The sequence below is a fragment of the Ochrobactrum teleogrylli genome, assembly GCF_006376685.1.
GTDB classification, from domain to species: domain Bacteria; phylum Pseudomonadota; class Alphaproteobacteria; order Rhizobiales; family Rhizobiaceae; genus Brucella; species Brucella teleogrylli.
On sequence record NZ_VEWL01000001.1, the window covers coordinates 605,761 to 620,424 of the forward strand.

Genomic DNA, 14,664 nt, shown 5'->3' on the forward strand with positions numbered 1-14,664 from the left:
CCAGGTTTTCATACCAGACACCTCGTAAAATTTTGCTTCGTTCGCAAGGAAAATGAACCACATTTGGCGTGGAATAATGTGCAAAAGCCAGAATGGTGATGGCAATGGCGAATTTCAATAAGCGCTGCACACAAAGCCTATGTCTTTCGTGCAGATAGCTAAAAGGCAAAGCCGTCCGGCTCACAAAGAAACAGCATTTTCTTATTTAGTGTTATAAATATTGCATCGCTGTGACTTCAAAGCCGCTGGTCTATTCAACACTTTCATAATATAAGGCGCCCCTGATATTTTATTGCCGCCTCGCAATAGGGTGGTGTTAAAAGCGGGAACCTAATGAACATCGAGACGGCCGTGAACGACAAAGCCAGCATCTTCGATCTGGCTCCTATTTCTCTTTGGCTTGAAGACTATAGCGGTCTTCGCAAGCAGTTCGATACATGGCGGTCGGAAGGCATCACTGACCTTAAGACTTTTCTGATGGAAGACACTAGCCGTCTTCGCATCTGCACGAGTCACATCCGGGTTCTCGCGGTTAACCGCAAGACGCTTTCGCTGTTCGAGGCGAAGGATATCGATCACCTCGTCACCAATCTGGAGCGCGTTTTCCGCGACGATATGCTGGAACCGCATATCGACGAGATGGTGCAGCTCTGGAACGGCTCCGACACGTTCTACAGCAACACGATCAACTATTCGCTAGAAGGCCGGCGCATCGATATTCAGCTGAAGGGCCGTATCCTGCCCGGTCACGAACAAAGCTGGGATCGTGTCCTCCTGTCGATTGAGGACGTGACCGCACGCGAGAACGCGATGCGCGAGCAGGATCGCCACAAGCGTCATGCGCAAGGCCTGTTCGAGCATTCGCCGGTTTCGCTGTGGGTTGAGGATTTCAGCCGCATCAAGGAACTGATGGACGATGTGCGCCAGCGCGGCATTGTCGATTTCCGCGTGTTCACCGATGTGCACCCGGAATTTGTGCGCCAGTGCATGAGCGAAATCCGCGTGCTGGAAATCAACAACGAGACGCTGGAGCTTTTCCTCGCACCCGACAAACAGACATTGCTGCAATCCCTGCCGCAGATTCTGCGCGGAGAAATGGAAGCGCATTTCCGTGAGCAGCTGATCGACCTGTGGAATGGCATTCTGTTCCAGCGCCGCGAGGTAATCAACTACGCGCTGGATGGCACCGAACGGCACGTTCTGTTGCAGTTCTCGGTTCTGCCCGGCCATGAAAATGACTGGTCGCTGGTGCAGGTGGCGCTGACGGATATCACAGCGCGCAAGAAGGCTGAAGCCTATCTGGAATATCTCGGCAAGCACGACGTGCTGACCAAGCTGCACAACCGCGCCTTTTATGTGGATGAGCTTAATCGGCTGGAGCGGAAGGGCCACCTGCCCGTTTCTATCATCATCATCGATCTGAATGGCCTGAAGTCGGCCAATGATCTTTGGGGACATGCGTCAGGCGACGGATTGCTGCGCCGTATCGGCGAAGTTCTGAACGAAGCGGTCAAGCTGCCCGGCCATGCCGCGCGGATCGGCGGCGACGAATTTGCAATTGTGCTGCCTTATGTGGATGAGCGCGGCGCGGAAGCCATGGTGGAAGACATCAAGCGGCTGGTTGAAATCAACAATCAGTACTATTCCCAATTGCAGCTCAACCTGTCCATCGGCACGGCAACCACCACGCCGGGAGAAACGCTCGAAGCCGTCGCCAAACGCGCCGATCTCCTGATGTATGAAAACAAGCGCCAGCAATATTCATCCAAGGGCGGTATCTAGGCTCTGCTGAATGCCAGCAAGGATGAGATCGACCCCGGTGAGAAAATCGTCACGGTCATCATGCGCCGATAGTTGACTGGAAATGTCCTGCGTAAACGGGAAGATTGCGGCGTCGAGACGCGACCATTCTTCCGCCATTTCACCCAAGAACTGTTCCCGGTCGAGCTCGAGCCTGCGCGCCATCGTGGCATTGGCCGCATTTTGGCAGGCAACGCCCAGAACGTAGTTCAGAATAGCAGCGACGACCGACCATTCCTTGGCTGGAGCGACGCCCATCCTTCGGATTTGCTGGCCAAAGAGTTCAATGATGCGAACCGAGGGCAATGATCCAGGTGCCTGAGCGAGGACAGATCCGATCCAGGGCCTGTTGTCGATGGCGTCGAAAATAGCGCCAGAAAAATCTCGGATCCCGCAAGACGGAGAGCCTTGGCTAGCCGGACGGGCAATGGGTTCAACGATGGCATCGCAAGCCGCGACCAGCAGAGCGGCCTTGTTCTTGATGTGCCAATAGATCGCGCCGGAGCCGGTATTCAGATGCTTTGCAAGCGCCTGAAACGTTAGCCCGCTTTCTCCGTTCCTATCCAGAAGCTCGACGGCTGCATCGATAATCTGCGCCCTCGTGAGCATATCCTGTCTGCGTCTACCATCTTTTCTCATAGCCCTTCTTGACATGAATGGAATGATATTCCAACTATGGAATAGCATTCCATTCAAGGAGAACAGCCAAATGGATATTGCAATCGTCGGCGGTGGGCTCGGCGGGCTCATGCTCGCACGCGTTCTGTACGTCAACGGGATTACGGCGACGGTCTATGAAGCGGACTCCTCCCACAATGCCCGACCACAGGGCGGCATGCTCGATATCCACGACTTCAACGGCCAGCGCGCGCTCCACGACGCCGGCCTCTATGAGAGGTTTTTGGAACTGGTCCATGCGGGAGGACAACAAACCCGCGTGTTGGACAAGAACGGGTGTGTTCTGATGGATAATCCGGACGACGGCACGGGAGGCCGCCCGGAAGTACAGCGCGGAGAACTGCGTCGCATCTTGCTGAAAGCGCTTCCGCCGGAAACCGTTCGGTGGGGTCACAAGCTTAGAAATGTTGAGCCACTCGGTATGGGACGGCACCAGCTGACCTTCGAGAACGGCTCGAGCGTGGCGACCGATCTTCTCGTTGGCGCTGATGGCGCCTGGTCGAAGGTGCGATCACGCCTGTCGGATGTTAAACCAACCTATTCCGGAACGACTTTCGTGGAGACGTGGCTCTGTGATGTAGACGTTCGCCATCGGGCCACCGCCAAGGCCGTCGGCGGCGGCTCGATGTTTGCTCTCTCACCCGGCAAGGGCATAATGGCGCATCGCGAGCCTGACGGCGTTCTGCATGCCTATGTGGCGCTAAACAAGCCTGAGGACTGGATCGCGCAGATCGACTTTTCCAAGCGCGAAAGCGCGATCGCAACGACTGCCGAGGAATTCGATGGCTGGGCTCCTGAGCTCAAGGCGCTCATCACCGAGAGCGATACGCCGCTGGTTGCGCGTGTCCTTCACACGTTGCCGGAACACTTTAGCTGGAAGAGAGTTCCGGGCGTAACCCTGATCGGGGACGCAGCGCATCTGATGGTGCCGTCTGGCGAGGGCGCCAATCTTGCGATGTTCGACGGCGCAGAACTCGGCAAGGCCATCGCTGAAAGTCAAGGCGATATAGAGGCTGCGCTCACTCAATACGAGGCAGAACTATTCCCCCGAAGCCGGTCGGCTGCGGTGGAGGCAGCAGCGCTTGTGCGGTTGATGTTTGGCGAAGACGCACCACACGGTCTTGTTGACGCATTCGCGGAGGATCGGATGGGAGCGCTTGGGGAAGAGACCAAGCGCACCTGATCGCATCGTCGCAACTGATGTCTAGCGGGAGCTTTAATCGTCGAACGTGATGACGGATTTGCCGCGTGTCAGGTCCGTCACGAGCCGCGACAGGTCATCCTGCGCGGCAATAGGCATTGCGCCGGTTATTTCCACGCCGTTTGCCGTAAAATTCTCCTGCGCAATCGCGACATGATCCACAGCGGTCAGCCGCGCTTTCAACAGCGCGTGGTCGGAAAAATCGCAGGCAAAGGCAAAGCCGATCATCGGGATCACCTCGGTCTTCTCCGCCTGTCGCAGGCAGGTCGCCGCCGTGCCGCCATAGGCGCGCATCAAGCCGCCGCTACCGAGCAGAATGCCGCCGAACCAACGGATCACCACCACCGCAATATTGTCGAGCTGCTGACTGTCAATGGCTTGCAGGATCGGCTTGCCCGCCGTGCCGCTTGGCTCACCGTCGTCGCTGAAACGATAGTTCTGCCCCATACGCCAGGCCCAGCAATTGTGACTGGCCGCAAGGTCCGAATGTTCGCTCAGGAAATCCTTCGCCGCCTGCTCGCTCGCAACCGGCGCGGCAATGGCCAGAAACCGACTTTTCTTGATTTCCTGACTATAGGTTTCAACGCGACTGATCGTGAACATGGCAATCCTGCAACTATGATTTTGCGGCCTATCATGTTCCTGTGTAGATGACGACCCCTTACGCATTGCTCGCCATTGCGCCCACGGCGCGGAGGGTATAAGGCATTTTAGAAATGTGCTGTTTTTTAACAGCCTTGATCTTCCTGCAATGACTTAAGAGGCCTGCCGATGTTCGATTTGATTGTGAGAAACGCTAATCTCCCTGACGGTCGTGAGAAGCAGGACATTCTGGTCAAGGACGGCAAGATTACCGATATCGTTCCATCGAAGGGCGAGCATCAAGCTGCCAAGGAAATCGACGCTTCCAACCGCCTCGTAACGCCGCCTTTTGTCGATCCGCATTTCCATATGGACGCAACGCTGTCGCTTGGCCTGCCGCGTCTCAACCGTTCCGGTACGCTTCTGGAAGGGATCGCGCTCTGGGGTGAACTGAAGCCCATGCTGACCGTTGAAGCCATGGTCGAGCGCGCCTTGCGCTATTGCGATCTGGCCGTCAGCCAGGGCCTGTTGGCCATTCGCAGCCATGTCGATGTCAGCGATCCGCGTCTGCTGACGGCGGAAGCGATGATTGAGGTGCGCGAAAAGGTAAAGCCGTATATAGATTTGCAACTCGTCGCCTTTCCGCAAGATGGCTATTACCGCTCGCCCGGCGCGGTCGATCTGGTCAACCGCTCGCTCGATATGGGCCTCGACATTGTCGGTGGCATCCCGCATTTCGAGCGCACCATGGCCGACGGCGCGGCATCGCTGGAAGAGCTCTGCCGGATTGCCGCCGAGCGTGGCCTGCCGGTCGATATTCATTGCGACGAAACCGATGATCCAATGTCGCGTCATGTGGAAACGCTGGCCGCCCAGACCGTGCGTTTCGGGCTTCAGGGTCGCGTATCGGGCTCGCACCTCACATCCATGCATTCCATGGACAATTACTATGTTTCCAAGCTCATTCCGCTGATTGCGGAAGCGCAGATGAACGCTATTCCGAACCCGCTCATCAATATCACATTGCAAGGACGCGCCGACACCTATCCAAAGCGTCGCGGCATGACCCGCGTGCCGGAACTGATGGCTGCTGGCGTTAATGTCGCCTTCGGTCATGATTGTGTTATGGACCCATGGTACTCGATGGGCTCCGGCGACATGCTGGAAGTGGGGCATATGGCGGTCCATGTGGCGCAGATGACGTCCATCGAAGGCAAAAAACAGGTCTTCGACGCGCTGACCGTCAATTCGGCCAAGGCGCTCGGTCTGGAAGGCTATGGTCTTGAAAAGGGCTGCAATGCAGACTTTGTCGTGTTGCAGGCGCGTGACCCGCTGGAAGCGCTGCGCCTCAAGGCCAACCGCCTGACGGTCGTGAAGCGAGGCAAGATCATTGCTGAAACGCCGCAGCGTGTCAGTGCGCTCAATCTCGAAGGCCGTCCGTCTTCGGTTGATGGCGCCGATTACGCACCCATCGGCTGAACAAACACGACGCAGCAACAAACCAGTGCCTGTTTTTCAAGCGACCGATAAAAGCGCTTGAATTAAAGGCAGATTAGTCGGAAATACGAGACATTGCTTATGCTCCTCCTGATCAGGGTGCAGGGCAATCCGTCGCGCATGGAAAGCACGCACAAACACCACCTTAAGAGGGGTCCAAATGGCCAAATTATCGAACTTCACCCGCCGCGACATTCTTGCGATGTCTGCGGCACTGGGCGCAACTGCGATTTCCACGCGTGTTTTCGCAGCGGATGAAAAGCTGAAGGTTGCAGGCATTCACGCCTCGCCGGTTGAAAACGCCTGGAACTCCCGCCTGCACGAAGCACTGAAGCAGGCCAATGACGAAGGCGTCATCGAATATGTCTTCTCCGAAGGCGTTTCGGCGAGCGACTATCCCCGCGCCATGCGCGAATATGCCGAACAGGGCATCAAGCTGATCGTCGGCGAATCTTATGCCGTCGAACGCGAAGCGCGTCAGGTTGCTGGCGATTATCCGCAGACCACTTTTGTCATGGGTTCCTCCGGCAAGCCGCAGGGCGACAATTTCGGCGTGTTCGGCACCTGGAATTTCGAAGCAGCCTATCTTGCAGGCATGCTGGCAGGCGCGATGAGCAAGTCGGGCACTTTCGGTTCGGTCGGCGCTGTGCCGATCCCGGAAGTCAACATGCTGATGAACGCCTTCCAGGATGGCGTGAAGGAAACCCGCCCGGATGCGAAATTCATTGCATCCTTCATCGGCACCTTCTTCGATCCGCCGAAGGCGCGTGAAGCCGGTCTTGCCCAGATCGATTCCGGCGCAGACATTCTGTTCGGCGAACGCATCGGCACCGCCGACGCCGCCAAGGAACGCGGCATCAAGGCAATCGGTTCGCTGATCGACTATACACCGCGCTATCCGGACACCATTTTTGCAAATGCAATGTGGTACTTCCGCCCAATCCTTAATGCAGCGATTGCAGATGTGAAAGCCGCCCAGCCGACCGGCAAGGACTACACGCCATTCAGCCTGATGAAGGAAGGCGGCAACGACATCGTCTACGTCAAGGGCGTCGCACCGGCAGAAGCCGAAGCCAAGATGGAAGCGCGCCGCGCCGAGATCAAGGCTGGCAAGTTTGAGTACAAGCCGAACGCGGCTGAGCCCAAGTAAGACAGCAGCAAACAGGGCGGCAGAAGTGGCATTCGACAGCAAGCATCAGGACGCAACAGCACTCGCGCAAGCGATTGCCGGAGGCGTTTTAAGTGCGCGAGAGGCCATGGATGCCGCCCTTGAAGCCGCAGAAAAATGGCGCCCTCTGGGCGCCATTGCATATCTCGATCCTGAACTTGGCCGCACCAACGCAACGGCGTTTGACGCGCACGCCGACAAAGCTCCGTTTGCGGGCATCCCATCGCTGTTCAAGGATTTGGGCGGCCCTTGCGCCGGTCTGCCGATCCGGCTTGGCTCGCGTGCCTTCGAAAACGCTTCGCCGCAAATGGATTCCGAGCTTGGCAGACGCCTGCGCAAAGCGGGCCTCAATTTCTTCGGCACGACCACCGTGCCGGAATTCGGCCTTGCACTCGCCAGCGAACCGGAAAGCGGCCCACTGGCTCGCCATCCATTCGATGAAACACTTTCTCCCGCTGGCTCATCCGGTGGCGCGGCGGCAGCCGTCGCAGCCGGGATTGTCAGCATCGCCCACGCAACGGATGCAGGCGGCTCCATTCGCGTACCTGCCGCTACCTGCGGTCTGATCGGCCTGAAGCCGAGCCGTGGCGCGATGCCCGCCGGACCGCATTTCGGCAATTATCTCGCCGGTATCGCCAGCGAGTTTGCGCTGTGTCGCTCGATCCGCGATGCGAAGACACTGCTTCCGCTCGTCGAGGGCAAGACCGAGGGCTTTCTGCCTGATCCCGCCATGCGCGCGGGCGAGCTGCCGGAACGTCTGCGCGTCGGCTTTGTCGCGGATGATCTTGCCGCTTATCCTGTCACAGCAGAGCGTTTGCAGGTTGTGACCGAAGCCGCCCGTTTTCTAGAGGCGCAAGGCCATAAAATCCGCGAAATCCCCGCGCAGGATCTAAGTCCTCTTGTCGCTTCCAGCGCACGCGCATTCGATCGCATCATTTCCGTCAATCTTGCAGCCGCAATCGACTTTCTGGCAATCGATCAGGAGAAACTGGAACCGCTCACCCGCGCGGTTGCAGAGCGTGGACGCGGGTTTGATGCAACCGCGCTCTATCGTGCCATGAACGGCGCTGTCAGCGCTTCGCATATGCTCTGGCAGATTTTCCGCGATATTGATGTGCTGATAACCCCGATGCTTTCCAGAGCGCCCTTGCCATTGGGCTCGTTTCCGATGAACCATGGCGATGTGGACAATCACTGGCGGAAGATGAACGAATTTGCGCCCTATGCGGCGCTTGCCAATATTTCCGGTTTCCCGGCACTGTCTCTGCCTTTCGGCGAAGATTCCGATGGAATGCCGGTTGCCATACAGTTGATTGCACCGATGGGTGCAGACAAACTGCTCTTGAATATCGGTCAGCGGTTGGAGGAGGATCGCCGCTGGCAACACAAATTTCCCGTTGCGGGGTTGAATTGATGACCACGACCGTTCTCGAACTGCAAAATATCACCAAGCGCTTCGGCGCTCTCACCGCCAATGACGATATTTCGTTGAAGCTGGAACGGGGTGAAATCCTCGCCTTCCTCGGCGAAAACGGTGCGGGCAAGACGACGCTGATGAATATCCTGTTCGGCCATTATGTGCCGGATGAAGGCCGTGTCTTCGTCAAGGGTACGGAAATCCCGCAAGGCAAGCCCCGCGCCGCCATCGATGCGGGCGTCGGCATGGTGCACCAGCATTTTACGCTCGCGCCCAACCTGACGGTTCTGGAAAATATCATCACCGGCACGGAAAGCCTGTGGAAGCTCAAATCCGCGCATGGTGCAGCGCGCGCCAAGATCGGGCAGATTGCAGAGCGTTTTGGCCTCAAGGTCGATCCTGATGCGCGGCTTGGCGATCTTTCGGTCGGTGAGCAGCAGCGCGTCGAAATTCTGAAAGCGCTTTATAACGACGCGGATGTGCTGATCCTCGATGAACCGACCGCCGTTCTGACGACGCAGGAAGCGGAAGGCCTGTTCGCGACGCTCAAAGAAATGGCCCGCCAAGGCCTGTCGCTGATCTTCATCTCGCACAAACTGCATGAAGTCATGTCCGCCGCCGACCGGGTTATCGTGCTGCGCGGCGGCAAGCTTGTCGCCGAGCGCAAGGCTTCTGAGACTTCCAAGGAAGAACTGGCCGAACTGATGGTGGGACGACGTGTTTCGCGCCCTGCCCGCGCCGCTGCAACCCCCGGCGAAACGTTGCTGGAAGCCAGCAATGTCACGGTTGTGGAGGACGGAATTGCTCGCCTTTCGGAACTGAATTTTCAGGTTCGTGCCGGTGAAACGCTCGGCATTATCGGTGTGTCCGGCAATGGGCAAGCAGCGCTCGGACGGTTGGTTTCGGGCCTTAGCCAGCCGGCAAGCGGCGCGCTTATCATGTTGGGGCAGACCGTGACCAAATTCGATCCGCGCCGCTTTGTGGCAGAAGGTGTCGGGCGTATTCCCGAAGACCGGAATGCTGAAGGCGCCATTGGCGATCTGACCTTGTGGGAAAATGCCATTCTGGAGCGCGTGCGCGATCCGAAATTCTCGAACGGTATTCTGGTCAATCGCACTGCGGCACGCGAATTCACCGAAAGTATTATCAAGGATTTCGATGTGCGCGGCGGCACTCCGGATAGTCGTATCCGCCTGCTTTCCGGCGGCAATATGCAAAAGCTCATTCTGGGCCGCAATCTGGAGACCGCGCCGCGCATTCTCATCGCGGCGCAGCCGACACGCGGACTGGATGAAGGCGCGGTCGCGGCCATCCACACCCGCATTCTCGAAGCGCGCGCCAAGGGCGCAGCCGTTCTGCTGATTTCCGAAGATCTTGATGAAATCATTGGCTTGGCTGATCGTGTTCAAGCGATTGTTAAGGGCCGCCTCTCCCCGCCTATCGATGCAGAAGAAGCCAATGCGCAGAGACTGGGCCTCATGATGGCTGGCGAATGGCAGGCAAATACCAAGAAGGGGCTGAATTGATGCGTATTGAACGACGCGAAACGCGGCCCATGGCGTTGGTGACTACGGCACCGATCATTGCGGTCCTGGCCGCTTTCGTGCTGGCGGGCCTGCTGATCGCCGCCGCCGGTGCGCCGGTGGTCGAATCCTTCCGCCAGATCGCCATCGGCGCATTTGGCAACAAGCTGTCGATCAGCGAGACGCTGACACGCGCGACGCCGCTGATGCTGACCGGCCTTGCCGCCGCTGTCGCCTTCCGCTCCAAGCTTTGGAATATAGGTGCTGAGGGACAGTTCTATATGGGCGCGCTGGCCGTGGTGGCCATGGGCACGCAATTGCAGCTGCCCGCGCCGCTCCTCATTCCGCTGCTGCTGATTGTCGGCGCGATTGCTGGCATGATTTTTCTACTGATCCCGCTCGGCCTTCGCTTGCGCTTCGGCGTCGATGAAGTGGTGACGACACTGCTTTTGAACTTCGTTGCCGTGCTGTTCGTTTCCATGATGATCGAAGGGCCGATGAAAGACCCGCTGGCCTTTGGCTGGCCACAGTCTGAACCGGTGCCGGATGCCGCCGTGCTGCCGAAAATCATGGCGGGTATGCGACTGCATATCGGCATCCTGATCGCCATCGCGCTTGCGCTGATCATTGCCTATATGCAGAAGCGCACCGTGTTCGGCCTTGAAACCAAGGCCGCCGGTATCAATCCGGGTGCGGCGCGTTTTGCAGGTGTTCCCCTCGGTCGCACACTGATCAAGGTCGCCTGTATCTCCGGCGGTCTGGCAGGTCTGGCGGGCGCCATTCAGGTCATGGGTGTGAAGGGCTATGTCACGACCGACCTTTCGCCGGGCTTCGGTTATTCCGGCATTATCGTCGCGATGCTCGCCAACTTAAACCCGATCGGCGCGATCTTCTCGGCGCTCTTTGCCGCCGCCATGTTCGTTGGCGCGGACGGCATGAGCCGCGCCATCGGCATTCCGAGCTTCATTGCCGATGTCACCGTGGCGCTGTCGCTCCTGACCATGCTCGTCGCTTTGTTCTTCACCCAATACAGGATCGCCCGATGAACGAGTTGATGGATATCCTGCTTTCCGCGGGCCTCTGGGTCTCGGTGCTGCGCATTGCAACTCCGCTGATCTTCGGCACGCTCGGCGCGCTCTATTGCGAACGCGCAGGTGTGCTCAATCTCGGCATCGAGGGCATCATGACCTTCGGCGCGATGATCGGCTGGCTGACTGTCTATAACGGTGGCGATCTGTGGGTGGGCGTGCTGGCCGCTGCCGCTTCGGGCGCGCTGTTCGGCCTGCTGCACGCGGCGCTGACTGTCCCGCTCGGCCTGTCGCAGCATGTGGTCGGCCTCGGCATCACGCTGTTTGCTTCAAGCCTCAGCTATTTCCTGTTCCGTCTGCTGGTGCCGCTTTCTTCAACGCCGCCGACAATCACGCCATTCCAGCCGGTGAACCCATCGTTCCTTGCTGATGTGCCTTTTATCGGGCAGGTATTGGGCACACAGACAGCGTTGACATGGATCGCCATTCCACTGGCGCTGCTGCTTGGCTATGTGCTTTTCCGCACACCGCTCGGCCTTGCCATTCGCATGACCGGCGAAAATCCCCATGCCGCCGAGGCGCAAGGCATCAACCCGATCCGCGTGCGCATTTTCACGATCATGTTCGGCAGTGCATTGATGGCGGTTGGCGGCGCGTTCCTGACGCTTTCGGCGTTCAACTCGTTCTTCCCGACCATGATGCAGGGACGCGGCTGGGTGTGTATCGCGCTTGTCGTTTTCGCATCGTGGAAGCCCGCCCGCGCATTGCTGGGCGCATTGCTCTTCGCGCTGTTCGATGCTTTTCAGCTTCGCCTGCAAACCGTCTATGGCAAGGCGGTTCCTTACCAGCTTTTCCTGATGATCCCCTATATCATGTCGATTATTGCGCTGATCGTCATGGCAAGGCGCGCGCGCGTTCCGCAAGCGCTGATGCAGCCTTATCGTCGCGGAGAGCGCTAACGGCATAGCTTGCAGCAAGGCAAGCGACTGCGAACACAACAAGTCCGCCGAGAAAGTCACTCAAATGGTGTCCGCCGTGCAAAAGCAATGCGGGCACCATAAGTATATTCAATGCGAGCACAAGCAGGCGCAGCCAAACGATATGCCATGTGAAAAACACCGACATCGCGGCCATTACAGTATGGAATGATGGAAAGCCAATAAGGCCAAGTACATTGGCTGGCGACAAATAGTCGACACCTTCTAACGACAGGCGAATGAGTTCCGTGGCGTAAGATTGATCGACGGCGAGACCGGCTTTGTTCGCGATATCGTCGGGTATATTCCAAACAACAGACGTGCCAAATGTCGGCAAAAAAGCCCATATTGTGATGCTGAGCAGCGCCGCCATCATGCCGGTGATGAGAAAATGTGCAAGCTTGCGGGATTGTCCGGTAAAACCGAGCAGAAGCACAACGATGACAAGCTGTGGTAGAGACGTGAAATAGACGATCTTTAAAAGCGCGGAGAAGCTGGGCCGTTCGGAGAAGAACAAAACCAGACTTGGCCAGTGATAGCCCATCAGCTTGTCAACACTCACCAAGAAATCGTCAATTCGGGGAAAATGAACCGGCAGCAACATATAGTTGAAAACCGAGCCAACCAGAGTGAACAGAATGAAACCCGCCGTCAGAATAAGCGTTTCCGAAATGCGTGCATCCTGCCTGACCAGCCGATAGAATAAACCAAGCATGATCGTGCCGAGACCGATCAAGCCGATCATCGCGTAACCTGCCCAGTCCACGCGAACACCCTTTGCGGCAATGAGGGTGAGGTCGATTGCACCGAGTGCCACAACGACTGTCAGTACAAAACGCTCATAACGCGACATTATCATTAGCGCCCCCCCAATCGTATGCATAGTGGGAGAAAGAGCTGAAATTCACGTTAAATGTGCAAACAAAAACGGCGCCCGAAGGCGCCGTTTTCTTTTGTGTTGTCGAACTTATGCAGCGCTCGACTTGCTCTTTTCAAAGCGCTTGCGCTCATTCGGATCGAGATAGAGCTTGCGAAGGCGGATCGACTTCGGCGTCACTTCAACCAGTTCGTCGTCCTGAATCCACGACAGGGCGCGTTCCAGCGTCATCTTGATCGGCGGGGTGAGCTTCACAGCTTCATCCTTGCCAGCGGCGCGGATGTTGGTGAGCTTCTTGCCCTTCAGAACGTTGACTTCCAGATCGTTGTCGCGGCTATGAATGCCGATCAGCATGCCCTGATAGACCTTGACGCCAGCGTCGATGATCATCGGGCCGCGATCTTCAAGGTTGAACAGCGCGTAAGCAACAGCTTCGCCCTGATCGTTGGAAATCAGAACGCCGTTGTTACGGCCCGAGATTTCGCCCTTATATGGCTGATAATCGTGGAACAGACGGTTCATGATCGCCGTGCCGCGCGTATCGGTCAGAAGTTCCGACTGATAGCCGATCAGACCACGGGTCGGTGCGTAGAACACCATACGAACGCGGTTGCCGCCCGAAGGACGCAGCTCGACCATTTCGGCCTTGCGTTCCGACATCTTCTGAACAACGGTGCCCGAATATTCTTCATCGACGTCGATGACGACTTCTTCGATCGGCTCAAGCTTCTCGCCGTTTTCGCCGTCCTTCATGACGACGCGCGGGCGCGAAACGCCAAGTTCGAAGCCTTCGCGGCGCATGTTTTCGATCAGAACTGCGAGCTGCAATTCACCACGACCCGACACGAAGAACGAATCTTTTTCGTTCGATTCTTCGATCTTGAGCGCAACGTTGCCTTCCGCTTCCTTGAGCAGACGGTCACGAATAACGCGGCTCGTTACCTTGTCGCCTTCGGTGCCCGCATAAGGGCTGTCGTTGACGATGAAGGACATGGTCACGGTCGGCGGATCGATTGGCTGCGCTGCCAGAGGCTCGCTGACCGAAGGATCGCAGAACGTGTCTGCAACGGTGCCCTTCGAAAGACCAGCGATGGCAACAATGTCGCCTGCCTGTGCTTCGTCGATGGCCTGACGCTCGATGCCGCGGAATGCGAGAATCTTCGAGATACGACCGGTTTCGAGCAGCGAACCGTCCTGAGCGAGAACCTTGACGGCCTGGTTCGACTTGATCGAGCCGGAATGGATGCGTCCGGTGATGATGCGGCCAAGGAACGGATCGGCTTCCAGGATCGTGCCGATCATGCGGAACGGGCCTTCGGCAACCTTCGGCGCCGGAACGTGCTTGAGCACGAGGTCGAACAGCGGGGCCAGGCCTTCGTCCTGCGGACCTTCCGGGTTCAGCGCCATCCAGCCGTTACGGCCAGAACCGTACAGGATCGGGAAGTCCAGCTGTTCGTCGGTGGCGTCGAGATTGGCGAAGAGGTCGAACACTTCATTGATGACTTCTTCATGACGGCCATCCGGACGGTCGATCTTGTTGATCGCAACGATCGGACGCAGACCAACCTTCAGCGCCTTGCCAACGACGAACTTCGTCTGCGGCATCGGGCCTTCGGCGGCGTCAACGAGAACGATAGCGCCGTCCACCATCGAAAGAATACGCTCAACTTCACCGCCGAAGTCGGCGTGGCCGGGTGTGTCGACGATGTTGATGCGGGTATTCTTCCAGACGACCGAGGTCGCCTTGGCGAGAATGGTGATCCCGCGTTCCTTTTCGATGTCGTTGGAGTCCATCATGCGTTCTGCAACGCGCTGGTTGTCGCGGAACGAGCCAGACTGCTTCAGCAGTTCATCGACCAGTGTGGTTTTGCCATGATCGACGTGTGCGATAATAGCGATATTACGCAATTCCATAT

At 57.5% G+C, this 14,664-nt stretch carries 12 protein-coding genes; 8 read left to right on the forward strand and 4 right to left on the reverse strand.

Translation table 11 applies throughout. From position 1 onward, the window contains the following. Positions 1-333: 333 nt before the first annotated feature. On the forward strand, positions 334-1,782 hold the full coding sequence (locus FIC94_RS02675; protein ID WP_140023825.1) for a sensor domain-containing diguanylate cyclase: 1,449 nt from the start codon (positions 334-336) through the stop codon (positions 1,780-1,782). Here the strand turns inward: FIC94_RS02675 and FIC94_RS02680 are convergent. Continuing rightward, complete coding sequence (locus FIC94_RS02680; RefSeq protein ID WP_235891940.1) at positions 1,762-2,409, reverse strand: TetR/AcrR family transcriptional regulator; 648 nt, start codon at positions 2,407-2,409, stop codon at positions 1,762-1,764. The genes FIC94_RS02675 and FIC94_RS02680 overlap by 21 nt on opposite strands. A 100-nt stretch (positions 2,410-2,509) precedes the next feature. Between FIC94_RS02680 and FIC94_RS02685 the strand changes: the two genes are divergently transcribed. Beyond that, a complete protein-coding gene (locus FIC94_RS02685) occupies positions 2,510-3,661 on the forward strand; it encodes an FAD-dependent oxidoreductase (protein WP_140023826.1) in 1,152 nt (383 codons plus the stop codon). 33 nt (positions 3,662-3,694) lie between these two features. Here the strand turns inward: FIC94_RS02685 and FIC94_RS02690 are convergent, their stop codons facing one another. Next, positions 3,695-4,282: an IMPACT family protein gene (locus FIC94_RS02690; protein WP_140023827.1), complete on the reverse strand. Its 588-nt coding sequence runs from the start codon at positions 4,280-4,282 to the stop codon at positions 3,695-3,697. 168 nt (positions 4,283-4,450) lie between these two features. Here FIC94_RS02690 and FIC94_RS02695 point away from each other — a divergent pair, with 168 nt between their 5' ends. The 6 genes from FIC94_RS02695 (at position 4,451) to FIC94_RS02720 (ending at position 11,853) form a co-directional block, all read left to right on the forward strand. Continuing rightward, entirely contained in the window at positions 4,451-5,740 is a 1,290-nt protein-coding gene (locus FIC94_RS02695; protein ID WP_140023828.1) for an amidohydrolase family protein, read from the forward strand. A 178-nt stretch (positions 5,741-5,918) separates the two neighbouring features. Beyond that, a complete protein-coding gene (locus FIC94_RS02700) occupies positions 5,919-6,908 on the forward strand; it encodes a BMP family protein (protein WP_121538283.1) in 990 nt (329 codons plus the stop codon). Positions 6,909-6,933: 25 nt separating this feature from the next. Beyond that, a complete protein-coding gene (locus FIC94_RS02705) occupies positions 6,934-8,340 on the forward strand; it encodes an amidase (protein ID WP_235891941.1) in 1,407 nt (468 codons plus the stop codon). Then, positions 8,340-9,869: an ABC transporter ATP-binding protein gene (locus tag FIC94_RS02710; RefSeq protein WP_140023829.1), complete on the forward strand. Its 1,530-nt coding sequence runs from the start codon at positions 8,340-8,342 to the stop codon at positions 9,867-9,869. The genes FIC94_RS02705 and FIC94_RS02710 overlap by 1 nt, the downstream gene beginning before the upstream one ends. Continuing rightward, on the forward strand, positions 9,869-10,912 hold the full coding sequence (locus tag FIC94_RS02715; RefSeq protein WP_140023830.1) for an ABC transporter permease: 1,044 nt from the start codon (positions 9,869-9,871) through the stop codon (positions 10,910-10,912). The genes FIC94_RS02710 and FIC94_RS02715 overlap by 1 nt, the downstream gene beginning before the upstream one ends. Further along, positions 10,909-11,853, forward strand: coding sequence for an ABC transporter permease (locus FIC94_RS02720; RefSeq protein ID WP_140023831.1), 945 nt, complete (start codon positions 10,909-10,911; stop codon positions 11,851-11,853). Before FIC94_RS02715 ends, FIC94_RS02720 begins: the two co-directional genes overlap by 4 nt. Here FIC94_RS02720 and FIC94_RS02725 read toward each other — a convergent pair. Both FIC94_RS02725 and typA read right to left on the reverse strand, forming a co-directional pair. After that, the gene (locus tag FIC94_RS02725) at positions 11,789-12,730 is read right to left on the reverse strand and encodes a phosphatase PAP2 family protein (protein WP_140023832.1); all 942 of its coding nucleotides are present in this window, start codon (positions 12,728-12,730) and stop codon (positions 11,789-11,791) included. The two genes, FIC94_RS02720 and FIC94_RS02725, sit on opposite strands and share 65 nt — an antisense overlap. Before the next feature lie 108 nt (positions 12,731-12,838). Continuing rightward, positions 12,839-14,662: a translational GTPase TypA gene (gene typA, locus FIC94_RS02730; RefSeq protein ID WP_140023833.1), complete on the reverse strand. Its 1,824-nt coding sequence runs from the start codon at positions 14,660-14,662 to the stop codon at positions 12,839-12,841. Positions 14,663-14,664 lie beyond the last annotated feature (2 nt).